27 protein-coding genes, 1 pseudogene and 1 other annotated feature are annotated in these 23,721 nt (G+C 36.7%); of the genes and pseudogenes, 14 read left to right on the top strand and 14 right to left on the bottom strand.

Translation table 11 applies throughout. The features are described from left to right. Positions 1–16: 16 nt before the first annotated feature. Positions 17–706 carry a YtxH domain-containing protein gene (locus AC3RV6_RS12115; RefSeq protein ID WP_489746299.1) on the top strand — a complete coding sequence of 230 codons (690 nt, stop codon included), beginning with the start codon at positions 17–19 and terminating at the stop codon, positions 704–706. 68 nt (positions 707–774) lie between these two features. Here the strand turns inward: AC3RV6_RS12115 and AC3RV6_RS12110 are convergent, their stop codons facing one another. Continuing rightward, positions 775–2,913 (bottom strand): cell division protein FtsA, encoded by a 2,139-nt coding sequence (locus AC3RV6_RS12110; protein WP_489746298.1) that lies wholly within the window; start codon positions 2,911–2,913, stop codon positions 775–777. A gap of 165 nt (positions 2,914–3,078) precedes the next feature. On the opposite strand from AC3RV6_RS12110, the gene AC3RV6_RS12105 reads away from it, so the two are divergent. Continuing rightward, positions 3,079–4,164: a bifunctional 3-deoxy-7-phosphoheptulonate synthase/chorismate mutase gene (locus tag AC3RV6_RS12105; protein ID WP_489746297.1), complete on the top strand. Its 1,086-nt coding sequence runs from the start codon at positions 3,079–3,081 to the stop codon at positions 4,162–4,164. 59 nt (positions 4,165–4,223) lie between these two features. Further along, entirely contained in the window at positions 4,224–5,222 is a 999-nt protein-coding gene (gene ccpA, locus AC3RV6_RS12100) for a catabolite control protein A (RefSeq protein WP_489746296.1), read from the top strand. A gap of 49 nt (positions 5,223–5,271) precedes the next feature. Here the strand turns inward: ccpA and AC3RV6_RS12095 are convergent, their stop codons facing one another. The 4 genes from AC3RV6_RS12095 to AC3RV6_RS12080 all read right to left on the bottom strand — a co-directional run bounded on the left by AC3RV6_RS12095 (position 5,272) and on the right by AC3RV6_RS12080 (position 10,944). Further along, a complete protein-coding gene (locus AC3RV6_RS12095; RefSeq protein ID WP_489746295.1) occupies positions 5,272–6,426 on the bottom strand; it encodes an acetoin utilization protein AcuC in 1,155 nt (384 codons plus the stop codon). Continuing rightward, positions 6,423–7,070 carry an acetoin utilization AcuB family protein gene (locus tag AC3RV6_RS12090; RefSeq protein WP_489746294.1) on the bottom strand — a complete coding sequence of 216 codons (648 nt, stop codon included), beginning with the start codon at positions 7,068–7,070 and terminating at the stop codon, positions 6,423–6,425. Before AC3RV6_RS12090 ends, AC3RV6_RS12095 begins: the two co-directional genes overlap by 4 nt. 19 nt (positions 7,071–7,089) lie before the next feature. Continuing rightward, positions 7,090–7,716: a GNAT family N-acetyltransferase gene (locus tag AC3RV6_RS12085; protein WP_489746293.1), complete on the bottom strand. Its 627-nt coding sequence runs from the start codon at positions 7,714–7,716 to the stop codon at positions 7,090–7,092. Between the two features lie 240 nt (positions 7,717–7,956). Next, positions 7,957–10,944 carry a transglycosylase domain-containing protein gene (locus tag AC3RV6_RS12080; RefSeq protein WP_489746292.1) on the bottom strand — a complete coding sequence of 996 codons (2,988 nt, stop codon included), beginning with the start codon at positions 10,942–10,944 and terminating at the stop codon, positions 7,957–7,959. Positions 10,945–11,053: 109 nt separating this feature from the next. After that, positions 11,054–11,250: a binding site (T-box leader), on the top strand. 59 nt (positions 11,251–11,309) lie between these two features. Here AC3RV6_RS12080 and tyrS point away from each other — a divergent pair. Then, positions 11,310–12,572, top strand: coding sequence for a tyrosine--tRNA ligase (tyrS, locus tag AC3RV6_RS12075; RefSeq protein WP_489746291.1), 1,263 nt, complete (start codon positions 11,310–11,312; stop codon positions 12,570–12,572). A gap of 50 nt (positions 12,573–12,622) precedes the next feature. On the opposite strand, the gene AC3RV6_RS12070 is transcribed toward tyrS, so the two are convergent. The 8 genes and pseudogenes from AC3RV6_RS12070 to AC3RV6_RS12035 all read right to left on the bottom strand — a co-directional run bounded on the left by AC3RV6_RS12070 (position 12,623) and on the right by AC3RV6_RS12035 (position 19,828). Continuing rightward, on the bottom strand, positions 12,623–13,357 hold the full coding sequence (locus tag AC3RV6_RS12070; protein WP_489746290.1) for an SDR family NAD(P)-dependent oxidoreductase: 735 nt from the start codon (positions 13,355–13,357) through the stop codon (positions 12,623–12,625). Positions 13,358–13,673: 316 nt separating this feature from the next. After that, entirely contained in the window at positions 13,674–14,852 is a 1,179-nt protein-coding gene (locus tag AC3RV6_RS12065) for a tyrosine-type recombinase/integrase (protein ID WP_489746289.1), read from the bottom strand. Positions 14,853–14,994: 142 nt separating this feature from the next. Beyond that, positions 14,995–16,236, bottom strand: coding sequence for a DUF6575 domain-containing protein (locus AC3RV6_RS12060; protein ID WP_489746288.1), 1,242 nt, complete (start codon positions 16,234–16,236; stop codon positions 14,995–14,997). Continuing rightward, positions 16,223–16,606 carry a hypothetical protein gene (locus AC3RV6_RS12055; protein ID WP_489746287.1) on the bottom strand — a complete coding sequence of 128 codons (384 nt, stop codon included), beginning with the start codon at positions 16,604–16,606 and terminating at the stop codon, positions 16,223–16,225. The genes AC3RV6_RS12060 and AC3RV6_RS12055 overlap by 14 nt, the downstream gene beginning before the upstream one ends. 544 nt (positions 16,607–17,150) lie before the next feature. Continuing rightward, positions 17,151–17,279 (bottom strand): annotated as a pseudogene (locus AC3RV6_RS12050) (excalibur calcium-binding domain-containing protein); the annotation flags it as partial. A 642-nt stretch (positions 17,280–17,921) separates the two neighbouring features. Next, the gene (locus AC3RV6_RS12045; RefSeq protein WP_489746286.1) at positions 17,922–18,845 is read right to left on the bottom strand and encodes a cell envelope integrity TolA family protein; all 924 of its coding nucleotides are present in this window, start codon (positions 18,843–18,845) and stop codon (positions 17,922–17,924) included. Positions 18,846–18,908: 63 nt separating this feature from the next. Continuing rightward, positions 18,909–19,355, bottom strand: a complete 447-nt coding sequence (locus AC3RV6_RS12040) for an ImmA/IrrE family metallo-endopeptidase (protein WP_489746285.1) — start codon at positions 19,353–19,355, stop codon at positions 18,909–18,911. A 23-nt stretch (positions 19,356–19,378) separates the two neighbouring features. Beyond that, complete coding sequence (locus AC3RV6_RS12035) at positions 19,379–19,828, bottom strand: helix-turn-helix domain-containing protein (protein WP_489746284.1); 450 nt, start codon at positions 19,826–19,828, stop codon at positions 19,379–19,381. Positions 19,829–19,995: 167 nt separating this feature from the next. Between AC3RV6_RS12035 and AC3RV6_RS12030 the strand changes: the two genes are divergently transcribed. From AC3RV6_RS12030 to AC3RV6_RS12020, 3 genes are all read left to right on the top strand, one after another. Then, positions 19,996–20,235, top strand: a complete 240-nt coding sequence (locus tag AC3RV6_RS12030; RefSeq protein WP_489746283.1) for a helix-turn-helix domain-containing protein — start codon at positions 19,996–19,998, stop codon at positions 20,233–20,235. Positions 20,236–20,247: 12 nt separating this feature from the next. Beyond that, on the top strand, positions 20,248–20,523 hold the full coding sequence (locus AC3RV6_RS12025) for a hypothetical protein (RefSeq protein WP_489746282.1): 276 nt from the start codon (positions 20,248–20,250) through the stop codon (positions 20,521–20,523). Positions 20,524–20,592: 69 nt separating this feature from the next. Further along, the gene (locus AC3RV6_RS12020) at positions 20,593–20,730 is read left to right on the top strand and encodes a hypothetical protein (protein WP_489746281.1); all 138 of its coding nucleotides are present in this window, start codon (positions 20,593–20,595) and stop codon (positions 20,728–20,730) included. Positions 20,731–20,741: 11 nt separating this feature from the next. Here AC3RV6_RS12020 and AC3RV6_RS12015 read toward each other — a convergent pair whose 3' ends face one another. Continuing rightward, entirely contained in the window at positions 20,742–20,984 is a 243-nt protein-coding gene (locus tag AC3RV6_RS12015) for an MJ0042-type zinc finger domain-containing protein (protein ID WP_489746280.1), read from the bottom strand. An 82-nt stretch (positions 20,985–21,066) separates the two neighbouring features. Here AC3RV6_RS12015 and AC3RV6_RS12010 point away from each other — a divergent pair, with 82 nt between their 5' ends. The 7 genes from AC3RV6_RS12010 (at position 21,067) to AC3RV6_RS11980 (ending at position 23,699) form a co-directional block, all read left to right on the top strand. Next, positions 21,067–21,735 carry a Rha family transcriptional regulator gene (locus tag AC3RV6_RS12010; protein ID WP_489746279.1) on the top strand — a complete coding sequence of 223 codons (669 nt, stop codon included), beginning with the start codon at positions 21,067–21,069 and terminating at the stop codon, positions 21,733–21,735. A gap of 149 nt (positions 21,736–21,884) precedes the next feature. After that, the gene (locus AC3RV6_RS12005) at positions 21,885–22,163 is read left to right on the top strand and encodes a helix-turn-helix domain-containing protein (protein ID WP_489746278.1); all 279 of its coding nucleotides are present in this window, start codon (positions 21,885–21,887) and stop codon (positions 22,161–22,163) included. Between the two features lie 12 nt (positions 22,164–22,175). Further along, complete coding sequence (locus AC3RV6_RS12000; RefSeq protein ID WP_489746277.1) at positions 22,176–22,481, top strand: hypothetical protein; 306 nt, start codon at positions 22,176–22,178, stop codon at positions 22,479–22,481. A gap of 288 nt (positions 22,482–22,769) precedes the next feature. After that, positions 22,770–22,955 (top strand): hypothetical protein, encoded by a 186-nt coding sequence (locus AC3RV6_RS11995; RefSeq protein WP_489746276.1) that lies wholly within the window; start codon positions 22,770–22,772, stop codon positions 22,953–22,955. Further along, entirely contained in the window at positions 22,955–23,116 is a 162-nt protein-coding gene (locus AC3RV6_RS11990) for a hypothetical protein (protein ID WP_489746275.1), read from the top strand. Before AC3RV6_RS11995 ends, AC3RV6_RS11990 begins: the two co-directional genes overlap by 1 nt. Continuing rightward, positions 23,088–23,312 carry a hypothetical protein gene (locus tag AC3RV6_RS11985; protein WP_489746274.1) on the top strand — a complete coding sequence of 75 codons (225 nt, stop codon included), beginning with the start codon at positions 23,088–23,090 and terminating at the stop codon, positions 23,310–23,312. Before AC3RV6_RS11990 ends, AC3RV6_RS11985 begins: the two co-directional genes overlap by 29 nt. Positions 23,313–23,405: 93 nt before the next feature. Next, entirely contained in the window at positions 23,406–23,699 is a 294-nt protein-coding gene (locus AC3RV6_RS11980; protein ID WP_489746273.1) for a hypothetical protein, read from the top strand. Positions 23,700–23,721: the final 22 nt, after the last annotated feature.

The raw sequence follows: 23,721 nt of genomic DNA, 5'->3' as shown, positions 1-23,721 counted from the left end.
AACTGGAGGAATAGACATGAGCCAAGACAATAATGGAAAACCTAATTATAATGACCCGAAGAATAACCACGAATTTAACCCGAATAACAATCAATATGAAAATCAGATGGGACAAGCTACTAATTTGCCAAGTAATTATTATGACAGAGGATATACGGACTCTTTTTATTATGAGGACGAAGATTCAGGTGCAAGTAGTTTTCTGTTAGGGGCAGTAGTCGGTGGTGTAATAGGTGCAGCAGCAGCATTATTCCTTGCGCCTAAAACAGGTAAGGAAATGCGAGAAGATTTTTCTTCACAAGCAATAACTCTAAAAGATAAAAGTGTTGAAATGAGCACTGTAGCAAAAGAAAAAGCGACCGAGTTTTCTTCAGTTGCCAAAGATAAAGCAACTGAAATTTCATCTGTTGCAAAAGAAAAAGCAACTGAGTTCACAGCGGTAGCAAAAGAAAAAACAGAAGGTATTTCTAAAACGCTACAAGAACAATCGGGACAACTTGTCGATAAAGTAAAATCAATAGCATCAAAAACTTCTGTACCTATGGACGATGGCACTACATCATCAGAAGGTGAAGAGGCAACTGAATTTGTCGAAAAGATAACAGCTGATATTAAAGAGAAGTTATCTAATTCTGTTGAAGAAGTTACATCTGCTGGTGAAGCATTGAAAGAAGCCGTTGAAGAGAAAGAAAAAACGACTAAATAATAGATATTAAACAAGTAGAACAGTAAAAACTCCCTTAAATCGAATTCGATTTAAGGGAGTTTTTATAGTTACGTTATAAATTTAATTTCTAGCCTATCACCACCGAAAATTGGGTCGGTGAATCCGATAGGTTGATTATTCCTTAAAAGTGAGTACGAGCCGGTTGTATTTGAAGGTAGATTATAATCAGTAAATGCGAAAATATCGCTAAAGATAATCGGCCCTTTGTTTATCCTAGTAAGCTCTAATCGGTCATTGGGTTTTACGATTACAGTTCCTTCAACTATTTCGTCGTTTAATTTGAAACTAAGTTTATCTTTTGAAATATCTATTACTTCATTATTAAAAGTAACGCTAACTTTTTCGCCAAGTTTTTCACCAGTTATTAATGCAATTTCCATTGCTGTAGGATTTACTGGCTTTTGAATGATTACTTCATCACCATTCTTTAGAAGGTGATTTGGTTTAATAGGTATGTTATTTAGGTATGCTTGTTGTGGCCTATTTTGAATAACTATTGGTTGATTATTAACTTTAATTGTGAGTGTCTTTTCTGTTTGTAAGGTTAGTAAACGACTACTTTTAAGTGCTGCCGCTAGCGTGTGCTCTTGCCTGAAAATTACTTTGTCGCGATCATTTATAGGTTTTTCTAGTGCTTGTGGTTCATTGTTTATTAGTATAGTTGGTTCTAATAATATTGGCTGCCCATTTATTGTTATGTGAATGGGTAATGCATCCTCAAATAAGTCAAGGGGTGTTGCAGTTGCATCCCTTCCATCATTTCCGGGAACTAATTCAACTATATCGCCATTTTTCAATAAATCTTTTGAGCTTGCTCCATTTCCATTTAACATAATTGTAGAAGGTGTCCCGTGTCCGCCTGGTATGATTAGGTTATTCCCATTTACTACTATTGTCATTCCGTGTCCGGGTTTTCCGTATAGCTGCCCTGCTGAAATATTTGTTGCTAATAAGGCATCTCCGATAGTAGTTTCCTTTAAATCAAAAAGACGGATCATTTTCTTGTTTACTGTTACAGACATATAATGTATCGGTGCTCGCCTGCCTGCAATTGCAATGCCTATTGGTGTAACCAGGTCAGGAGTAGAACCGATATCTGCTTCTTTTGTTATACCGGATAGTGCTTCCAAACCTCGAATACCAACTCTGTTTTCAGGCAAATCTAAATATGTACTTATTTCTTTGGGCAAATCTGATGTTAAGCTTCCACCGCCTACTAAAATAACAGCTTTCGGTGATTTTCCGTGATTTAGTTTTTTAATTTCGGCAGATATTGATTTTGCAAGACGTTGAATCGTTGGTTTTATAATTTTATTCACTTCAGAAGTTGCTAAATTTTCTTCGAATCCAAGAATATCGGTTATGATAACATGGTCATTTGTCGATAATTCACGTTTTACATTTTCTGCTGCTGTAAAGTCTAGTAAATAATTACTGCTTAGTGCTTCCGTAACTTCGTCTCCTGCAATAGGTACCATCCCATAAGCAATTACTGTACCATCATCGGTTATTGCAATGTCTGATGTTCCAGCACCAATGTCGACAAGTGCAACATTGAGCCGTCGCATAGAAGGTGGTATGAGAACCTGTATAGCTGCAATGGGTTCTAGCGTTAAGGCGTCCATTTCGAGTCCTGAACGTTTTAAAGCAGACAAAAGTGACTCTACTACAACGCGAGGAAGGAATGTAGCAATGACATCTACTGATGCAGTTCTTCCTGTTTGGTCTATTAAGTTACCAATCTCTTCACCGTCCAATTTATAGTGAATAACAGAATAGCCGACACAGTAATAATGATCAATTTTCGTTACCGAAGTATTCGCCAAAAGCTTTTGTTGGGCTTTTTGTACCGCTGCGAGTTCAAGGTGATTAATATCTTCGGTTGAAATTAAAGACCTTTCAGTGATATCAATTTCCATTTTACCTTCAACCGTTTTCAAAGCTCTTCCGGCGGCTGCTACACTGACTTTATTTAAAGGGCCATGTTTCACCTCCAATTTTTTTTTAATCTCGGTGATGACATTTGCTACACTTAAAATGTTATGTATTTGTCCATCAATCATCGATCTCTCTTTATGTTCGATTGAAATTAAATCAGCTATATGATAATTTTCGCCCTCTACTTCTAAGATAATTCCTACGACTGATCGCGTACCGATATCTAGTGCGAATAATGTTGTTGTCACAAAAATTCATCCTTTCTTTCGCGAATAGCTCGATTTATTGTTAGTGTTATAAGATATTGCGTGACTTATCTAATATTCTACATTATACTTATTCTATTATCTAAAAATGTAACATATATTCCTGGCTACTGAAAGGGAATCATATGTATAGGGAGGAGACGTACTATGGGACATCTTAATCTTGATGAACTACGTGAACGAGTTGATGGTTTAAATACACAAGTTTTAGATTTAATTAATGAACGGACAGCAGCTGTCCAAGAAATTGGAAAGTTAAAAGAAAAGCAAGGTGTCAATAGATATGATCCTATCCGAGAGCGTGAAATGCTAAATTATCTAAAAGAATATAATCAAGGACCGATTCCTAATAGCATAATGGAACAGATTTTTAAAGGGATATTCATGTCAGCGCTTGAAGTTCAGCAAGACGACCAACGTAAAGCACTTCTTGTTTCTCGTAAAAGAAAAGCAGAAGATACAATTGTGACAGTGAATGACGTAGCAATTGGAAATGGTCAACCGACATTTATTTTCGGACCTTGTGCAGTTGAATCCTATGAACAGGTTTTATCAGTTGCGCAAAAAGTTAAATCTAAGGGCGAGAAATTATTAAGAGGTGGCGCATACAAGCCAAGAACTTCTCCATATGATTTCCAAGGCTTAGGACTTGAAGGATTACAAATCCTAAAAAGAGTTGCAGATGAAACGGGCTTAGGAATTATTTCTGAAATTACAACACCAGCACATATTGAAGAAGCGCTCGAGTATATCGACGTCATTCAAATTGGAGCTCGTAATATGCATAACTTTGAGTTGCTTAAAGAAGCAGGTTCTTATAATAAACCAGTTCTTTTAAAACGTGGACTTTCTGCCACAATTGAAGAATTTATAAATGCGGCCGAATATATTATGTCTCAAGGTAATAGTCAAATTATTCTTTGCGAACGCGGGATTCGTACATACGAACGTGCAACGCGTAACACGCTAGATATTTCAGCTGTTCCAATCTTGAAACAAGAAACGCATTTACCGGTTTTCGTTGATGTCACGCACTCGACAGGGAGACGAGATCTACTTATTCCGACTGCTAAGGCGGCACTTGCAGTTGGGGCAGATGGTGTTATGGCTGAAGTACATCCAGATCCAGCTGTTGCTTTATCTGATGCGGCTCAACAAATGGATTTTGATCAATTTGACGAGTTCTACTCACAAATGATGAAATACCTGAAGGCTCACGAACCAATCGCATGATCATACACCGGGCCAGCTAAAAGGGCCCGGTTTTTTATTTTGAAAAGGAGGGGAAATGGATGGCGGTAACAATTTATGACGTTGCCCGTGAGGCCAATGTTTCTATGGCGACTGTTTCAAGAGTAGTTAATGGAAATCAAAATGTAAAACCTTCGACAAGAAGAAAAGTGTTAGATTGCATTGAGGAACTAGGTTATCGTCCAAATGCAGTTGCAAGAGGTTTAGCAAGTAAGAAGACGACTACTGTTGGCGTAATAATACCGGATATGTCGAAAAGCTTCTACGCTGAATTATCTAGAGGTATTGCCGATGTTGCGACAATGTACGAATATAACATTATTATCTCTAACTCCGATAAGCGACCTGATAGAGAAGTGGACCTCTTAGTAGATCTCTTTGGTAAACAAGTCGACGGCTTAATTTTTATGAGCGATTCAATGACTGAAGAAGTTCGAAAAGAAATGTCACTTGCAAATGCCCCAGTTGTGCTTGCGGGGACTGTAGATAAGATAAGTCAATTTCCGACGGTGAATATTAATTACGAAGAAGCCGCTTACAATGCAACTAAAAGATTAATCGTTAATGGTCATCAGCGAATCGCCTTCGTCACTGGTCCTTTAACGCGAGATATAAACAGAGAGTATAAAAAAGTAGGCTTTGAACGCGCCTTAAAAGAAGCTTCATTGGAATTGGATGAGGATTTAATCATTGAGATTGAAAACTCATACGACAGTGCCTATGAAGCCTGGAAACAAATTGACTTAATGGAAAATAAGCCAACAGCGTTTCTTGCAGGAAATGATGCCCTATCGGTGGGTCTTTTAAATGGTATTCAAGATTCTGGGTATTCTGTGCCTAAAGATTTTGAGCTTATTTGTTTTCAGCACTCTATACTAGCAAGGGTAGTTAGACCACAGCTAACATCTGTTATTGTCCCACTCTACGATCTTGGAGCGGTTGCAATGAGGCTTCTTACTAAACTTATGAACAATGAAGAGGTAGATGAAAAACAAATTCAACTACCTTATAGTTTTGAAGAACGAAATTCAATAAAATAAAAAGAGATTGCCTAAAAAATTGGAATTTATCCGGTTTCTTGGCAATCTTTTATTTATTATTACGAATCATATGTAAAGATTGATTAAGCATTTGAAGATTTTTTTCCGTTATTTCAGCTTTTCTTGGGATAGGCTCATATAGATTATCTGGATCTTCCCACGTTTTAATAAGGGAAACGGGGGATTGGCCTTGCCATGATTCAAGCCAACTAGCTGGTAGAAGTCCTGTTGGAACTGGGCTGCCTTTCATTGCTAGCCAAATATGTGACCAAGCGCGAGGAACTACACGCCATATGTCGTAGCCTCCACCGCCAACGGCAATCCAACGACCTCCGCAGTACTCTTCGGCAATTTCTCGAGCAATTCGTGGGATCTCTTTAAAGATATTCATGGATCCATATAAATGTGTAAGTGGATCGAGATAATGCGCATCTGCACCGTTCTGAGTTAAGATGACATCTGGTTTAAAAAAAGCTGCAACTTCAGCAATTGCTGTTTTATAAACAGTAAGAAATGATTCATCCTCAGTAAATGCATCGATGGGAAAATTGAATGAAGTACCGTAGCCTGAACCGTTGCCGCGTTCTGTTATACCACCAGTTCCAGGGAATAAATAACGGCCGGTTTCATGAATTGACAAAGTACAGACTTCTGGATCATCATAAAAACTCCATTGAACGCCGTCTCCGTGATGGGCATCTGTATCAATATAAAGGACTCTAGCACCATACTTTTCCTGGAGATATTTTATTGCAACCGAACTGTCATTATAAACACAAAATCCAGAAGCACGTCCCTTAAATCCGTGATGTAGACCTCCACCTAGATTTAGGGCGTAACGGGCTCGACCTGTCATGACTTCATCAACAGCAGTCAGTGTTCCGCCTACAAGCATTGCACTTGCTTCGTGCATATTAGGGAAAATGGGTGTGTCCTCAGTTCCTATGCCGAAAATTTCACCGGCTTGTTTACTTAATTCGCCTTTTCCTGCTTTCTTTACTATATTAATGAACTTCTTATCATGTGCTAGAAGAAGTTCTTCATCGGTTGCTTTTCTTGGTGCAATAATATCTGTATTTTCAATTTCCCCCATTTTTTTTAAAAGATCCAATGTTAATAAGATGCGTTTTTGATTAAATGGATGTGTTTCGGAAAAAGAGTAACTAAGTTGTTCTTCTGAATAAATAAATACTGCGTTCTTCATAACGAAATCCCGGGGGTATTTGGCCATAATACCTCAAACCCTTCGAATTTAATGCTTTCGATAATACTAATTGGATTCATTGTTTTTACACGAAATACTAGTATTTTATTCATTTCATTTTGTTTATCTGGATAAACGAGAACGCTTAATACATTTATTTTTTGTTTATAAAAAACTTTCGAGACTTCAAATAAGATTCCGGGAGTGTTTGGTACACGTACTTCGATTTGTGAACCTGGTTGGTGCGCACCAGTAAGTTCGATATAATTATACAAAAGGTCTGTTTCTGTAATGATTCCTACGAGCTTATCATTGGAGATAATTGGTAACGAACCGATGTTGTATTGATAAAAAACATTAGCAGATTCTTCAACAAAATCCATGGGATGACCTGTTATTGGATTCCTTGTCATTACTTCTGAGAGAAGAGTGTTATAAATATTCATGTCTTTAATTTCTGAAAGACTTGATGGAATTACTTCTTTTAAATCGCGATCCGTAACAATGCCAACAACAGATCTAGTAGAAGTTATTATAGGTAAGTGACGGATATTATTTTCCTTCATTATTTGAATAGCATCTTTAACCGTATGACTTGGTGAAAGCGTAATAACATTGTTAACCATTATTTCTTCAATTAACATCTAATCACTCCTTTTTAAATTATCTACGATTTTTAAATCGAAGCTTATCAAATTGTTGAATTGATTCAGGGTCAACTCTTTTTCCGATTCTAGCCATCAAACAGTTAGCAGGATGTGAACTTATCTCGGGGTCGTCAGTTGCATAATATTCAAGTCCGCCTGCACTCATCATTTTCTTCATAACTTCTCGATATTCCCAGACGTTTAACCCCGTCCCGTTTAAATCCCAATGCCAATAATATTCTGTAGTCAAGATGATAAAGTCTTCCAAGGCATCGTCCATCATTGAAACGGTAAGTAGTGCTTTCCCAATACCGCCGCCTCTAAATTTAGGAATAACTTCAATTGCGCCTAGTTCAATCAAGTTTTCCATTTTGCCCTCCGACCACCGTTCGAGTGGGTCTGGATAGACATATGTAACATAACCAACAACTTCATTTTTATCACGCACAATTAAAATACGTCCCTCAGGAAATGCTGCGATTTTTATCAGCGCTTTATGTTGTAAGTGGGGAAGTCTAAAAGCTGTTAAATCTTCATGGAAATCAAGCGCAGATAATTCATCTGCTGATATCGGACCTTCCACAACGACGTTACCATTTTTATGAGTAATTTCTAATGCATTGTATTCTTTTTTATGTTCCAATTCAATCACCACCTTTTAATGATTTTCTTTTAAACTTTTAAATAAAGTAATTTCGTGCTTGTTGATACTTCCTTTTATGTAAGTTGAAAAAATTATAAACTAGTTAATAATCGGACTGAAAAATTTGGCGGAAAAGACAGTTTATTTATTTTATTATACCTGAATTTTAAAAAAATATGTGAATTGAATAGGAAAAAGCATATGTACAGTCAAAATTTGACTGTACATATGCTTATAAAACTATTCTCCATTCGCATTTTCTCCGTTATTACTATCTCCGCTGTTGTCTTCATTTCCACTATTGTTGCCATTCCCATTCCCATTCCCGTTTGTGGGAGGATCAATATTAGTATCCTCGCCATTTCCATTGTCACCAGGTGGTGAGGTAGGTGGTTTGGTTGGTGGTTTTGGAACAACAGGTGTTTCTGTTACTGGAGGTGCTATTTCTTCTTCTTTTTCTTTTTCTTTTTCTTCCTCCTTAACAATCTCTTTCATTGTAATTGGATTTGATGGGTTAGATAATTGACCAGTAATATCAACGGCACGAACGGTATACGAGCCATTTCCGATTGGAAATGATTTAGCGCCTTGGTCTCTTATAACGCCTACTTTTGTATTGTTGTTGTAAACATAATAACCGATTACGTCATTCGAAGGAGAAGCGCCCCAAGACATGGTAGAACCATTTATCGCTGCTTGAACACCTGCGGGCGGACCGCCTTCAGCAGGAAATTCAGCTCCGGATACGATATTAGAAGCGAAAATCGAGTTTGATGGAAATAATTTTGAAGCATCGCCGCCTAATGGACCAAGCATACGTTTAATAAATGCTGCGTTTACACCTGTGCCACCTTGTACGATAAATTCGCTTGGCGTTGAAGCTAAGGCGAGATAGCGTGAACCTCTTATTGAAACATAAGAACCAGAAATTAGACTGTCATCAGCTTTATTCGGTAAAAATACATTTGCGTTAAATAAATCAGATCGAACAAGTCCTGCAGCTGAACAAGCCGCAGATGGCGCAAGACCTGAAATGCCGCAAAATGAACGACTAACGACCCCTTTCGGCTGTTGAAATCTTGCAGTTGCTCCGATAAGTTCAGGTTTTGTTTTGTTCGCTGTATTTAACAGGTTAGCAAAAAGTTTAGTTGTTCTAGTATTTGATGTGCCATAACTTCCGTTTCCTTTTCCTTGTAAGGAAAGTGTTTGGTATTTGTAACCGATCCAGAGGCCCATTGAAACGTTTGGATTATACCCAACAAGCCATGCATCACTATAGGAATCAGTTGTACCTGTTTTCGCTGCAATATCGATGTTAAAGTTAAGGTTATTTTTCATATTTGTTGCAGTACCTGATTTTGGTACATCACGTAGCATATCAGTAATGATATAAGCCGTTTGCGGACTGAACACGTCTACAGGTTTTATTTCTTCTTGGAAAATGATGTTTCCGTTACGATCCTCAATTTTTTCAATCATATAGCTCTTGATAAATTTACCACCATTTGCAAATGTTCCAAATGCGTTGGTATTTTCTTCAACTGTTGTGCCGATATTCATCGCTCCAAGGGCGAGCGAGGGATTTTCATAGTCAACATCTTGTAATTTTGAAAACCCCATCTTGGCTAAGTATTCAGCTGGTCGGCGATTTATTATATCTGCATATAGTCTAACTGTTGCAAGGTTTTGTGAAGATGCAAGTGCTTGTCTAGCTGGAATAATTCCAAGTTCTTGATTACTCAAAAAGTTAACTGGTTTCCAACCTCTTAGATTCAACTTTACATCAACGACTGGACTACCAGCACCCATCAAACCGTATTCGATAGCAGGAGCAAAAACAAGCAATGGTTTCATCGTAGAGCCATTTTGTCTAAAACTTTGTGTAGCATGGTTGACGGCTTCATTTTCGTAATCACGTCCACCTACGAAAGAAAGAATTTTCCCAGTGCTATTTTCAATCATAATTGCGCCCACTTGTACAGGGTACTTTGTAATAACTGTTTCTCCAGTTTCTTTATCTTTTTTCTCGTCGGTATATGTATAACCGTATTTTTCATATTCAGCAGCTGTATTGTTCATCGCGTCATAAAGTTCTAAGTCGACAGTCGCATGAATGCGGAAACCATCATTTCTCATAGAGCGTTCTGCTAAAATTGCATATTTTTCACTTAACTTGATTTCTACATTAAGACGTTCAGGGTCTATGCCATCTTCTTGGGCAATTATTTTCGAAAGAATTTTAATTGTCCGATTTTGTATTTCTTCCGTCAAATACGGATAGTGTTCATTAGATGGTGTCGTTTGTTCTCTAAAATCTTTTGTAATGTCATAAGAGACTGATTCTTCATATTGTTGTTCAGTTATGTAACCTGTTTCTTTCATTCTAAATAATACTGTGCGCATGCGTTTAATACCTGGTTGTAAAAATTCATCCTCTTTTTGACCGCGCCCTGCATTGTAAAATGGCGTGTAAGCAAATGGAGCCTGCGGAATACCAGCAATATATGCAGATTGCGGCAATGTTAATTCTTTCGCAGTAACATTAAAAATTCCCTCTGCAGCTGCTTCAATACCCGCAATATTATTACCGTTAGCATTTCTTCCATAAGGTATGATATTAAGGTAAGCTTCGAGAATCTCATCTTTATCCATGAAATGTTCAAGACGCATAGCAAGTAGTATTTCCTTTGCTTTTCTCTCATAAGATACTTCATTTGTTAAAATTTGGTTTTTTATGAGCTGCTGTGTTAATGTCGAGCCACCTGTTTGGCTATCTGAATTTGTAACATCCTGAAATAGTCCTCTGAATACAGCTTTTGGAACAATTCCACTATGTGTTTTAAAATATTCATCTTCTGTCGCCATAACGGCGTCGATAACATACTGAGAAACTTGATTAAGATGTATTTCTGTACGTTCGATATCTGAACTTACTTTTCTTAGGTATACGCCATTCGAATAAATTTCAGAAGTCTCTTCATAACTAAAAATCTCATTTCTCATTTCGTCTTTAGGTCTTAATGGTTCTTTTGCAACAAGTGAAGCGAAATAACCAGCGCCAACTGAAGCTGCGAATACAGATAGTGTGAGACCAAATACAATAAAGAGTAATAATAAGTTCCATGAAACTGCAGAAGTAATCCGTAATCTCTCTGCCCACTTTGTTTGATTAAACGTTTCTAACTTTTCTTCTATTAGATTAATCCGATTTTTTTTATTTTCGCTCAACAAAATCGACCTCCTTAAATCTTAATCATTATACCATATTTTTTTACCTATAAATCGATATTAATTGACATCTTAAGAAATTAGGATAAAGTAAAGGATATATTATATGAAACGCATTATGAAAAAGTCGAAGTAGTGACGTCTAAACCGATATAGAGAGATAACGGTTGGTGAAAGTTGTCCGGTACACGTTCATGAATTACAGCTTTTGAGTGCGACGCATACGCAGCGTTATCGCGTTTAAAGCGGAGAATTTATTCTCAAGCTGGGTGGTACCGCGTTAATTACATAATTGGCGTCCCTGCATAATTTTTATAATTGTGTAGGGGCTTTTTTATGTCAATAATTAAGGAGTGATTGAGAAGATGAATGAGTTACTTGAAGATTTAAAGTGGAGAGGTCTGTTATACCAACAAACAGACGAGGAAGGACTTAAGAGTTTATTAAATAAAGAAAAGATTTCTTTATACTGTGGGGTCGATCCTACTGCGGACAGTATGCATATTGGACACATTGTGCCGCTACTTACGCTGCGCCGTTTTCAAATGCATGGCCATCAACCTATATTGTTAATTGGCGGTGCTACAGGAATGATTGGGGATCCTTCTGGACGTTCTGAGGAAAGACAATTACAAACGACTGATCAAGTTGCTCGAAATGTTCTAGGTATCAAAAAGCAATTAGAAATGATATTTGATTTTAATTCTGAAAACGGTGCTAAAATGGTCAATAATAATGACTGGATCGGTGAAATAAGTTTAATTGAGTTTTTCCGCGATTATGGAAAGTTATTAAGTGTAAATTATATGCTTGCTAAAGATAATGTCGCATCTCGTCTTGATCAAGGGATTTCTTATACAGAGTTTTCTTATATGCTTCTCCAAGCAGCAGACTTTAATCATCTATATGACAATTACAACTGTCGCGTTCAGATTGGTGGATCAGATCAGTGGGGGAATATTACAACTGGATTAGAAGTTATCCGCAAAATGCATGATGAGGAAACGAAAGCATTTGGTTTTACGATCCCGCTTGTAACAAAATCGGATGGAACTAAGTTTGGAAAGACTGCAGGGGGAGCTGTTTGGCTAGATGCGAAAAAGACTTCGCCTTATGAATTTTACCAGTTCTGGATAAATGCTGCTGATGGTGACGTGTTAAAGTATTTGAAGATATTCACGTTTTTAGACAAGGAAACTATTGAGGGGCTTGAAGTTGCAGTTCAAGAGGAACCACATTTACGTAAAGCTCAAAACACACTTGCAGAAGAAATGACAAAGCTTGTTCACGGGCAAGAAGCATTAGACCAAGCAATTCGTATTTCTAAAGCATTATTCAGTGGGGATTTAAAGGCGCTAACTGTAAGTGAGATGAAAGACGCTTTTAAAGGTGTTCCAACTTTTGAAATGGTGAAAATGGATAAAAATATTGTTGACTTTATTGTTGAGTCGGGTGTTTCGCCTTCAAAGAGACAAGCTCGTGAAGATGTAACAAACGGTGCAATTTCTCTGAACGGGGAACGTGTGACGGATACCGCTTATGAAGTAGGTGCTGTCAATCGTTTAGAAGATGCATTTACAATTGTACGTCGTGGGAAGAAAAAATATAAAATGATTAAATTTATTTGATAAATATAAAAGGAGCTACACCGAAATTATCGGTGCAGCTCCTTTTTTGATTATTGTGCTGAATAACCGCCATCAATAACTAGCTCAGCTCCAGTAATGAATGAAGCTTCGTCTGATGCTAGAAAAAGAACCGCATTTGCAACATCTTCAGGTTGACCAAGACGTTGTAGTGGGGTCATTTGAATCAATTGTTTTAATAGTTCCTTTGACTCATTAAGATTATTCGTCATTGGCGTTTCGATAACTCCTGGGAAAACAGCGTTCACACGAACTCCAGAGCGTCCGTATTCTGTTGCAGCCGCTTTAGAAATTGAACGAACAGCTCCTTTTGAAGCAGTATAAGTATTAAAGCCCATCCCGATTTGAGCAGTGAAAGAACACATATTGACAATAGAACCTTTACCGGCTCTTGCCATATGAGGTGCAACATGTTTCATTCCTAGGAATGGACCGAAGCCATTAATAGTTAGCATTAGCTGCCAATCTTTTAGTGTAGTATCTGCTGCAGATTTTTCAGAAGAGATTCCAGCATTGTTTATCAAGATATCAATGCGACCAAATTGCTCGACAATATCGGCTGAAACTTTTACCCAATCTTCGTCTGATGAAACGTCAAGTACCATGCCGTGAATCTGATTAGGTTTTAATACCTTTTGAAGACCAGCTTCATTAATGTCTGTAGCGATTACAGTAGCACCTTCTGATGCAAATAATTTTACCATTTTCTCGCCCATACCTGATGCCCCACCTGTAATCAGAACAACTTTATCATCTAAACGTCCCATACTGAAAATCTCCTTTTAGTTAGAATGCTTTTGAAGCACTCTTTAATTTATTACTGTTTTACAACTAACAATAATAGTTTAATGAAAACGTAAAGGCAACTATTTGATATTATTTTAAAAAAGTATTTTTTATACTGAATCATAGCGGATAAATAGAAAAAACCCTTAAAGTCGATGTTACTCGACTTTAAGGGTTTTAGGTTACAAAGTATTACTTTCTGCTGTAGAATCCACCATAACTAAGAACCCTTGTACATCAAAGCTATATACCTGTTTATTCCAAAACCTCCCCCAATAGCTCCCCCAAAACACCCCATTACATGGTCATAACTTGTCCGAAAACCGCAACAGATTCCTCTTCCAATTCTTTGTAAGAATGACCGTAAACTTTTAATACCATTTCTGGGGTATTACCTAAACGGTCAGCGATTGTTTTTAACGGGACCCTTTGGCTAATAAGAATTGTCGCATGTGTATGTCGCAAACCGTGTGGGGTAAGACCGTTGGTTTTTATTTTTTTCTCAATTCGGTTAAAGCAAGCATTTAATGTATTATCGCCAATTGGAGTACCTGATTGATAAGATATGAAAATATAATCATCATCCGTTAAATGTTTACCGAAAGAGAACAAAGTCTTTTTGCACCATTTTTGATAGAGTTCAATTTGTTCCAAAACAATCTCGTCAATTAAGATGGTTCGAAAACTTCTTTTTGTCTTAGGTGGACGTTTACCGTATTTATCACGAGTGCAATCAACAGTTAACGTTTTTTTCTTAAAGTCGATATCTTTCCAGGTAAGTCCCTGTAGTTCACCTTTACGTAATCCAGTGTAGGCTAGTAATAATGTAGCGCTGTAATTTGTAATATTTTCTAATGATTTAACAGATGTCAGAAACGACTTTAATTCATTTACAGTTAGAAAGTTCAATTTCTCTACTTTTTCATCAACATCAATCTTAATCTTGGTAAATCGGTTTCGAGGAATAATTTCATCATCAATAGCTGAGTTGATAGCTGTTATAAATAGGCGATGAAACAATACAACAGTACCAGGATCATATTTTTTCAATAAAACATTTATATATTTCCGTCTATAAGTCGACCGATTCAGTTCCGACAACTTAAATTTGCCCAGCAATGGCTTCATTTGATTTTTAATTGCATCTTCTCGTTGAATAAACGAGGTGACTTTCCAATCATTTTTATAAGTCTTAAACCAATGATCCAGCCACTCAGATACAGTCAAATTTGCATTATCTACTTTTTTTATATCCCCATTAATTAAATCGGTCTTAATTTCTAGTAGGGCTCGAATAGCTATATTTTCGGATTTCAAACCTTGCTTTGATTTTTCTCGTCGGTCTCCTATGGAATCATAGTACCGATGACGAAAACCCCATAGTTTTTCACCTTTAATATTGAGGTAGTGATATACCTCTGGCTCTTTCTTTGAATAAACTCGTTTCGGAGTCTTACTTGGCTTCTCTTTTGTCATAGTTATCTCCCTTTTGCGTTGACAGGCGCACAGTGGGGGATATCAATTTGTATCACCTCCTTTTCGGAATATACGTTCTTATTATATCGCGAAAAAACTCTGCTAATTAGCAACAGAGTTTAAATATTACTATGTACATTTATTAAAGATCCTCAAGGCTTGTAAATGACTTTAAGATATATTTTGTTTGGTGTTCATCAATTAAGTGATTTTCAATAATTGTTTTACTCAAAACAGCTTTAATATCACTTGGAACTTTAACACTATATTGTCCCGCGTTTTTAATTTTTTTATAAAGACTAGTTTCAAAATTTCCGGTAATATCAGGTGAGTTTGCAAAACTAAGTCTGAAACCATTTCTTTTTGTATTAACTGAGGTAAATGTCCCTTCCAAAATTACTTCCTCTGTTTTTTCGCTACTTTCACTCTTTAAAATATCTTCAACTTTTTGTAGATGGAAGTAGTTTTCTTTATTAAATTCGACCTTAATATCCGTTTCGATCTCATCATAATTAAGTGTAGTATCTGAAGATGAAGCTTCAATAGACAATGAGTAATCATTCTTTTTAATATCATTCAAAAAAGTATTCACTGTTTTTAAAGAATCTAAAGAGTATTTTCCTTCAACATAAATATCATCATGTAAATCCTTTTGAGTATTTTTATTTATATGATCAATAGTTTCAAAAAAAGATTCCACGGATTTATTTGAGGACTCAAACAAATCACCAAATGCTTCATTTTCAATTTCAAACCAGATGCCAAAAGAAGATGGTTGAAAGGCAATGACGTTTAAATTCACTTTTTGAGCGCTGGCTTCCTTAGTGCCGAAATTATCTTTCAAACTATCGTGCATAAATGAGGTTAGGGATTTTGTAATATGGCTTAAAGTACTAATTAGAAATTCTGCATCGACAATGTGGGAATTGACTTCGTCTTTTAATACTAATTTAAATTTGTCCTTTATTGATATTTTTTCCGGAATATAAACTAATTCAGTCTCGGTAAAATAGTCATACTCCGCAAAGAAGTTTTCATCTGGAAATTCACTAATATCTAAATTGTGTTTATCAACCTTAAGGAAGTCCAAGGTAGGATTTTCGATATCCTTTGTCTTGAGATTCAATTTGAAGAGCCTATCTTTTTTTAGTAGAGATTCCAAATAATCCAATGCACCAATCTGATTATGAACAATTTTGCGAATCTCATTTCTTGTTATTTGGGCTACGAACCACTCACTACCAATATGGCTGTCGTCAATAAAATAAAATAAAAAGAAGTCTTCTTCTATTGACTTTGCTATATAAAAAAGTGGTTGGTCATAGAACTCGAAAATATTGACTATTTCCAAGTCTTTATAACTTTTATAGTCAAGTATTTTCACTATCATTTCCTCCTTTCATAAAAATGTTTTTAATATCTACATTTTTGTATACCCATAAACTTATGTGCTCGTTTCTAATTCTATGTATCCCACATTCTTTTGTAAGATTACCAAGTAGCAAGTGATGATTTGGTTTTTTAAACTTTTTAAATTTTTTACTCATATCTTCAGCCCTGTTGTATGTTGTAAAAAACGAAAGGGCGTTTGCTACACATCTGCTTTTTTCATGAAAGGGAGTGTCAAGTTCGACAGCTGTAAGAAAGTCCTGATCACATGGAATTTTGCTGACTAGCCTATAGACGTTTGGCAAGTCATTCTCTATGACGTCTGCCGGAGGGCAACTTGACGGTAAGTTTTTAGCCTTGAACATAGTATCACCACCTATAATAACTTTTTAAACTAATGAGTTGCAACTAAGTGCGTAGAATAACATGTAAATCCCCTGAAAAATTCTAGGGCACTCTTTACTTTGGGGAAGTAATATTAATAAAAGTCATTGTTATTATTATTTAATTTTCCATCCCCACGCCCGAACAGCTTGATATACTGCAAGCAAAGTAAAAAAATTACACGATGGGCGTCGTGTTTGTAGGGTGGGGCGGGGAGTAAAACCCCCAACAACTCTTTTTTCTTTATGTTGTGAGTTAATTGATTATGATGAAAAGCCCTAGGCATTACTAATGTTATTCAATCCACTCAAGCGTAGCCAATCTCCCACGCAATGTAGAAATAGCGTCAACCCTTTGATTAAATACTAGCTCCATGCGGTAACTAGCAAATTCATCAGTTACAACAAAGTAATCCGCAATATCTGATATTAATACAGCTTCATCAGCTGCGGAATCTAAAATTGTTCTTATGTATATTTAAGGTATTAAAAGAAAAGTCCTGGGTAGGGCGGAGGAACAACAAACCTATTTCTCGCAAGCATAGCCATCCTTATCGCGATCCATCTTAGATTGGTATGCTGGATGGTCAGAGGCAACACCGCTTGGGTACTTCTTGCGTAATTCAGTACAGTTTTGGAACCATTCGGACCCACCAGATGTAGATACTGGTGTTTTAGCTTGGGCAGAAGGGGTAGTACTAGTTGAACTTGCTGTTGTGTTTACGCTCTTATTAGAAGTTTGTGTCTTCAAAGTCTCAACTTCAGCTTTGGAAGTAGCAATTTCTTTCTCTAATGCATCTGTTTTTTCTTTATGTGCAGTTTGCAGGCCTTTAAGTTCCTGTTGAGTTTTATCGAAATCAGCTAACTTCAATGTTAATTCCTCAATCTCGTTATTCGTCTCTTTATTCTCCGTAGTAAGTTTTAAATTTTCTTCTTCAAGTATCTTATTTTCAGTTTTTAATTTTTTATTCTCGTTGGCTAACGTGATATTTTCTTCCAGTGATTCATCTAACGCATCCTGTACGCTTGTGTCTGTAAATGAATCAGTAATCCCAAATAATAGAAACCCACCTATTAATACTGAGTAGAAATATTTCTTAGGCAATCTACGTTTTTTGTTTTTTATCTTTCTTATAAAGTGGTAAACCAAATACATTAATGCTCCCATAAAGGCTAATAAGCCTATTGAAGAAAGTAGTTCCATTCCAATTCCTCCCTTTAAATTATAGAATCATTCAAACCACTCAAGCGTAGCAAGTCACACAATCATGTTATGAAAGGCTGTGCTGGATTTGTTTCATTGAACAAACTGCGGATATATCCTCTTACCATCTACAACATCGAGTAATTTTTGATAATCGAAGCTACTCCAGTTGATTTTATCCATGGTTTCTCGCGACATCCAAGTACCCATTACTTCCTTGACCTTCACATTCCCATATGTATCTTTCATCGGAAAGGTTATCGTGAGCCACGCCTCTTCAATGCGTTCATCTTTCGCTAACTCACGATACACAGCAGTGGAATCCTCATAAAATCCTAAACCTATCGATTTTTCTGACCAGCCATCTTTTCCTTTAACGGTTATCATTACAGCTTTTTCATCTTCATCGAATTCGACACTCATTACAGTTTCACCGATTTTGTCATCACCACTTTTAAAAACTCCGTAAACAATATTTTTAGAGTTTGCTTGAACAGTTGAACTCTTTTCTTCGTCTTGTTTTTTCTTGTCCGCTTCTTTTTCGACTTTTTCTGTCGCTAGTCTTTCAGCTTCATCTTTCTCTTTTTTCGCATCTTCCTCAACTCTTTTAGCGGTTTGTCGTTCTTCTTTGGCCAACTCATCTATTCTTTGCTTCTCTTCTTCTTTTTCAACTTTTAATTTCTCTTCCTTTTTAAATACTTCATCTTTTTCTCTTTGATTTTCTGCCTCTTGCTTATTTCTTTCGGTTTCTATTACTCTCTCTTTCTCAAGCCGTTCTGATTCAATCTTTTCTTCCTTCGTCACAGCCTTTTCTAAACTTCTTTCCTGATTAGCAGCTATTTCCTCCGGTGTCATGTTCGCTCCACCGATGAGAGCCCCTGTAACTAAGAATACAATGCCGGTAGCAAGAAATATTAACATCTTCTTTTTTGGTTCTTTTGTGAATACTTTCACGAGCAGTAAACCGATCGCGATAAGTGATATAACAAAACCCACTACAAATAAGAATAAATCCATCAGCATCCCTCCTAAGCAATTTATCTCATGAACTTAACTTGATACAATATAACTAATACGTGTTTAAAAAAACGGGCTAACATTTGCTAGTTTCTTTAGGTGTGAAATTTCTTCTGGTACACCGTATATACTAGCAATTTCACTAATTGATAAACTACTATCTTCATATTGATAGATTATCTTATCAGGCAATAACAGCTCAACCGCAAAAGTATTAGCCTCAACCTCTATTCTATCTATAGAAAGGTAGGTGTTTTTCTTCAAAAAAGGGGTGTTAGCATCACGGTGCAATATTGCATGTCCTAATTCATGCGCACACACAAATTTACATAGCATTTCATCGATACTATCATTGATATGGATAAATTGTATTCGCTTATAGGAATTATAATATCCAAGAGCGCTACCTAAACGTTCGTGTATGACCACGATACCTTTTTGTTTAGCGATATCAAACGGATTGTTAGTATCATATTTTTTTATGAGGTTGAACGCTTCTTTTTTAGGCAACGAATTCCACCCCTAACCGGTTTTTAATCCCTATATTTTTTAGGGGTGAATTTTTGTTTAGCCATTCTTTTGGCTAGACGTAAAGAGTTTTCAAGTGACGCTTTCAATAATTCTCGATCTTCTTCATCCATATCATCCATTGTTTGACCATCAAATTGTGAATATGCACCATTTGGTTCTAGATTGTTAATCATTTTTTCTAAGTCGATAGCCAAATCTCGCTCTTCTTTTGGAGTTAAATCCGGAAGTTTTGAATTCCAATCCGGTTTTGATGTATTTATTATGCCTAATAAGTATTCAGTGGAACAGTTAAGGGCTTCAGCTAGTCTTGCAACATCATCAGAGCTAAGGTCCGAATAACCCCTCTCCCAATTAGAAATCACTTGGGAAGATACACTTACTCGTTTAGCTAATTCTATTTGAGTGAGTCTGTTTTCTTTTCTTTTAGTTTTTATTCTTGATCCTATATCCATAGCGGTCTCCTTTTCTGCATTCCTTTATTGTAAGAATACTAATAACTAACGGAAATAGATACATAACTAACGGTATATGAGAGTTTAGTAATTAAAATGGTTGACATTAACGGGAACTGTTAGTATAGTACTAATTAACGGATAACGTTAGTCATGGAGGTGAGGAAATGGTTCACGATAATTTAAAAAAGATTCGAAATGCAAAAGGTGTCACACAATCTCATTTAGCTAATAAGTTAAATGTTACTCCGATGACTTACAGTCGTATGGAAAATGGTGAATCGAGAATCGACGTTGAACGGCTGAAAGTGTTGTCGAAAGCATTAGACATTGATATAGGAATTTTTTTTAGTAATGAACTAACGGAATCCGTTATTGATGAAATGAGAATAGAAGAAGTCGTATAGGAGGTGAGAAGAATGTCAATCGCCCAAGTCAACGTAGTGGTTGACCAAAATGAAATTAGGAATCAAATCAATGAAAAGCTGGATGAAACTTTTCGCGAAGTAATGTTTACGTGGGATATCGATGAAATGGTAAAGCGAACTTGTATGAGTAAATCGTTTCTTGAACAAGAATTTTTACACGATCCACGAATGCGTTTGGTTCAAAGGCAGAAGCCAAGAGGAAAGCGATTTTGGTTTTACGAACCGTCAAAGAAAGCAATGCAAGAAATCATGGATGAGTGGGAATAAAAAAATAAACGCGTTGACAGGCGCAAATGAGTGGGGATTTAGAAATCTTCTATATAGGAGGTGAGAGGGATGGAAACAGAAGCGAAGATAGTTTTAAAAATTGACACTGTACAAATGAGAGAAGATCTGGACGAACTGGAAAGGCAGGTTGATCGGATTCTCAAAAAAACAGAAGTGATAAAAAAGATAGTGGTAGGGGGCAACTAATTATTTAGTAGTTATTTACCGAAATTCTTAAAAGCATCTTCTAATTCTTTAAGACCTTTAGTGCTATCAGAAATAGTTTTCTTGGTTTCGTCGTCGTGAACAATGGTAATGTCCTCGCTGCAACTTGGACACTTCACTTCATCACCATCATTCATGACGAGATTAAATTTCACTTTGAACTCATGATTACATTCAGGACATTCAATATCTAATTCTTCATCACCGAATAAAGAGTTTAAATCTAATTTTTCCATATGGCACCCCTGATTTCCGTTGCCCCCTTTGCCACTATTCGACAGAGAGGGTCAGAAAGCCTACTAAAAGGAGGAAGTGTTAATGAATAATTTAAAAGTAGTCTCTATCAATGGACAACTAGTTACAGATAGCCGAGATGTTGCAGAGATGGTCGAGAAAAGACATGACCACCTACTCGCAGATATTAGAAAGTACGTCGAAGTTCTTCAATCCCAAGATTACGGGAGTGAGAAATTCTTCGTTGAGTCTACTTACAAGAATAGTAGAAACCAAGTATTTCCTTGTTACCATCTTACTAAAATCGGTTGCGATATGGTTGCTAACAAACTAACTGGCGAAAAAGGGATTCTGTTTACGGCGACATATGTTACTAGATTCGAAGAAATGGAGAAGACACTCACCGCTCCAAGAGTTTTAAGTAAGGACGAGCAGTTAAAAGCATCCATGAGATTAAGCCTTGAAACGTCCGAAGATGTAGAAACCTTAAAAGAAGATGTTGCAGTTTTGAAGGATAAAGTAGAAAACCAAATCACGCTGGACCATGGGGAACAAAGAGGATTGCAAAAAGCGGTTTCTAGAAAAATATACGAGATTGAAAAACATCCCCAATTTAGACCAAAACTTTTTAGCGAACTATATCGGGAAATCAAAGATCGTTTCGGTGTTGCTTCATATAAAGATGTTAAGCGACAGGATCTCCAAGCGGCAATAGGATATGTCAACGCTTGGATACCTAGAAAAGCAGCATGAATGAGGAGGGGCGGGCAAGCCCCTTATGAATCGAAGTTTATAAGTAGTTTGTATTGCGAAGTTGCAAGGAGGGGTCTCACTTACAACTTAACTATACCAAGAGATAAGTAGATTCCCTATGTTGATTTGACATAAAAGGGGGTGAGCATATGGATTACGGCGCAATATTAAGAGCTTGTCGAATGCGTAAAGGTTGGACGCAAGAAGATTTAGCACATGAACTAAACATTGAACAAGCAGATGTATCTCGATTTGAAAATGACAGAAGAGAACTTCCCATGTCGATGTTTCAAAGGTGGGCAATGGCTACAGGTTCGCAAGATGTACTTGTTGCATTTATAGCTGGCATTGAAGGTGTGACGATACTAACGAGTATTTTAGCTACGTTTGGCACATCAGTAATAAGCGGGTTTATCAAATTCTTTTAATAGGAGGAAGTCATGAAATTACAAGATTACAAGAAAGAAGATATCGAAGAAATGATGGAGTTAAAGAAGTTAGTGCTGCATCAGAACGAAAAGATAGAAATGAATCTTTGGTCTGATTCCATAGACGAAGCAATCGCTAGAACGCTTAACCAGTACCAATCACTTCAAAAATTACGAGTCATGAAATCGGCTAAAGAATACGAAGCGAAACTAAATAATCTTTGTAATGAGCTATTAAGAAAAGGTGTCACGTTTCAAATGATTCCAGATTGTAGACACAAAAAAAACCGACTGACACGGGAATGTCGAATCGGCTAACGAAATAAAACTTCTGCTAAAAGTATAACACAAAGAGAGAGCTTTGGCTCCTCTCAAAGCATCCATGAACTTGTCGTTAATTACCTCCTCTTATTAACGGCAAATATTGGTCTGGTTCATGGATGCTTTGATGGGATTCAATCCATCAGAAAGGAGCGTTAAAATGCTAACACTCATAGAAAAGGGTTTTGTTCTTATATATGCTGCTCCATTTCTCGCTTTCTTCTTGGGAATGATGTGGCAATACGCTACCTGGCAACTGGAGCAAGAAAAGAGAGGTGAAAACGAATGACGAAAAAAACATACCACTGGGAAATTCAAGCAATGGAAGAAAGTAAACCTTACTTTGTTTCTACTGAAAAAGATTGCGTATTAACTGCAGCTACAATGTTTTTAGAAACTTGGGGAGAGAACGTCAGTGTTTACTCGATCCGTAAAGCATCTGAAACTATCGATTATTTGGAGGTGGTTTAATGGGTGAATACGCTGAAATGATTCTGGAAGGTTCTTGTTGCCTGATTTGTGGAGAATACCTTGGAGAAAGCGCAGGGCATCCAATGACGTGTGAGGGTTGTCATTCAGAAGAAATGGATCGCGAGGTTGAATTTGAAAATGGAAGAGGTGAGAAGGATTAGCCACTTAAAAGTCAGCGAAGAGTTAATTGCTTTAAATAGGGATATTCAATCCAAGTATGCCGATATCAAAATCACAAAACAAGACGATGATTTCGAAATTGGCTATAAAGAGGGCGCAAAAGAAACTTTCGTGAAAGTTCAAGAAATGATTTTCGAACGATTAGAAAAGTTGTTAGGTGAATCTAAACAAAAATAAAACCCGCTGTTAGAGCAGCGAGTTCGGGTTCCTATATAAATCTCTTATTTCCATATTACATAGGAATCCCTCAAATGACAAGGAGGGAATGTTTTGGAAATTAGTAAGGATAGAGAGTATGTTCTGCTTTCGTGGAAATGGTCGTACAACAAAGACATCTTAATGTTTTGGGGAAACCAAACGCAAGACGATGAAAATCGCTCATTCGGTGGTTACACAATGGATATCGAGGGGTGCGAAAAATACACTAAAGAGGAAGTAATTGAAAATCATCATCTCCTTTGGACGGGGCAAAAATTTCACGAATTAGATACAAACGGAACTTACGCTGTTAAGTTAAGCGATCTTGACAAATTCGGACGCAAGAAAACAATTATTTATAAATAATCCTATTTACGAGGAGGAAGAA

The sequence above is a fragment of the Sporosarcina sp. So3-204 genome (assembly GCF_058068165.1).
Note: the sequence above shows the minus strand (reverse complement) of the source record. Positions and strands in the feature narration are given on the sequence as shown.

Excerpts from the sequence above, each read along its gene's own strand:
- AC3RV6_RS12115 (WP_489746299.1), top strand. The coding sequence starts at position 17 with ATGAGCCAAGACAATAATGGAAAACCTAATTATAATGACCCGAAGAAT.
- AC3RV6_RS12105 (WP_489746297.1), top strand. The coding sequence starts at position 3,079 with ATGGGACATCTTAATCTTGATGAACTACGTGAACGAGTTGATGGTTTA.
- ccpA (WP_489746296.1), top strand. The coding sequence starts at position 4,224 with ATGGCGGTAACAATTTATGACGTTGCCCGTGAGGCCAATGTTTCTATG.
- AC3RV6_RS12095 (WP_489746295.1), bottom strand. The coding sequence starts at position 6,426 with ATGAAGAACGCAGTATTTATTTATTCAGAAGAACAACTTAGTTACTCT.
- AC3RV6_RS12090 (WP_489746294.1), bottom strand. The coding sequence starts at position 7,070 with ATGTTAATTGAAGAAATAATGGTTAACAATGTTATTACGCTTTCACCA.
- tyrS (WP_489746291.1), top strand. The coding sequence starts at position 11,310 with ATGAATGAGTTACTTGAAGATTTAAAGTGGAGAGGTCTGTTATACCAA.
- AC3RV6_RS12070 (WP_489746290.1), bottom strand. The coding sequence starts at position 13,357 with ATGGGACGTTTAGATGATAAAGTTGTTCTGATTACAGGTGGGGCATCA.
- AC3RV6_RS12065 (WP_489746289.1), bottom strand. The coding sequence starts at position 14,852 with ATGACAAAAGAGAAGCCAAGTAAGACTCCGAAACGAGTTTATTCAAAG.
- AC3RV6_RS12055 (WP_489746287.1), bottom strand. The coding sequence starts at position 16,606 with ATGTTCAAGGCTAAAAACTTACCGTCAAGTTGCCCTCCGGCAGACGTC.
- AC3RV6_RS12045 (WP_489746286.1), bottom strand. The coding sequence starts at position 18,845 with ATGGATTTATTCTTATTTGTAGTGGGTTTTGTTATATCACTTATCGCG.
- AC3RV6_RS12035 (WP_489746284.1), bottom strand. The coding sequence starts at position 19,828 with ATGGATATAGGATCAAGAATAAAAACTAAAAGAAAAGAAAACAGACTC.
- AC3RV6_RS12030 (WP_489746283.1), top strand. The coding sequence starts at position 19,996 with ATGGTTCACGATAATTTAAAAAAGATTCGAAATGCAAAAGGTGTCACA.
- AC3RV6_RS12025 (WP_489746282.1), top strand. The coding sequence starts at position 20,248 with ATGTCAATCGCCCAAGTCAACGTAGTGGTTGACCAAAATGAAATTAGG.
- AC3RV6_RS12020 (WP_489746281.1), top strand. The coding sequence starts at position 20,593 with ATGGAAACAGAAGCGAAGATAGTTTTAAAAATTGACACTGTACAAATG.
- AC3RV6_RS12015 (WP_489746280.1), bottom strand. The coding sequence starts at position 20,984 with ATGGAAAAATTAGATTTAAACTCTTTATTCGGTGATGAAGAATTAGAT.
- AC3RV6_RS12010 (WP_489746279.1), top strand. The coding sequence starts at position 21,067 with ATGAATAATTTAAAAGTAGTCTCTATCAATGGACAACTAGTTACAGAT.
- AC3RV6_RS12005 (WP_489746278.1), top strand. The coding sequence starts at position 21,885 with ATGGATTACGGCGCAATATTAAGAGCTTGTCGAATGCGTAAAGGTTGG.
- AC3RV6_RS12000 (WP_489746277.1), top strand. The coding sequence starts at position 22,176 with ATGAAATTACAAGATTACAAGAAAGAAGATATCGAAGAAATGATGGAG.
- AC3RV6_RS11995 (WP_489746276.1), top strand. The coding sequence starts at position 22,770 with ATGACGAAAAAAACATACCACTGGGAAATTCAAGCAATGGAAGAAAGT.
- AC3RV6_RS11990 (WP_489746275.1), top strand. The coding sequence starts at position 22,955 with ATGGGTGAATACGCTGAAATGATTCTGGAAGGTTCTTGTTGCCTGATT.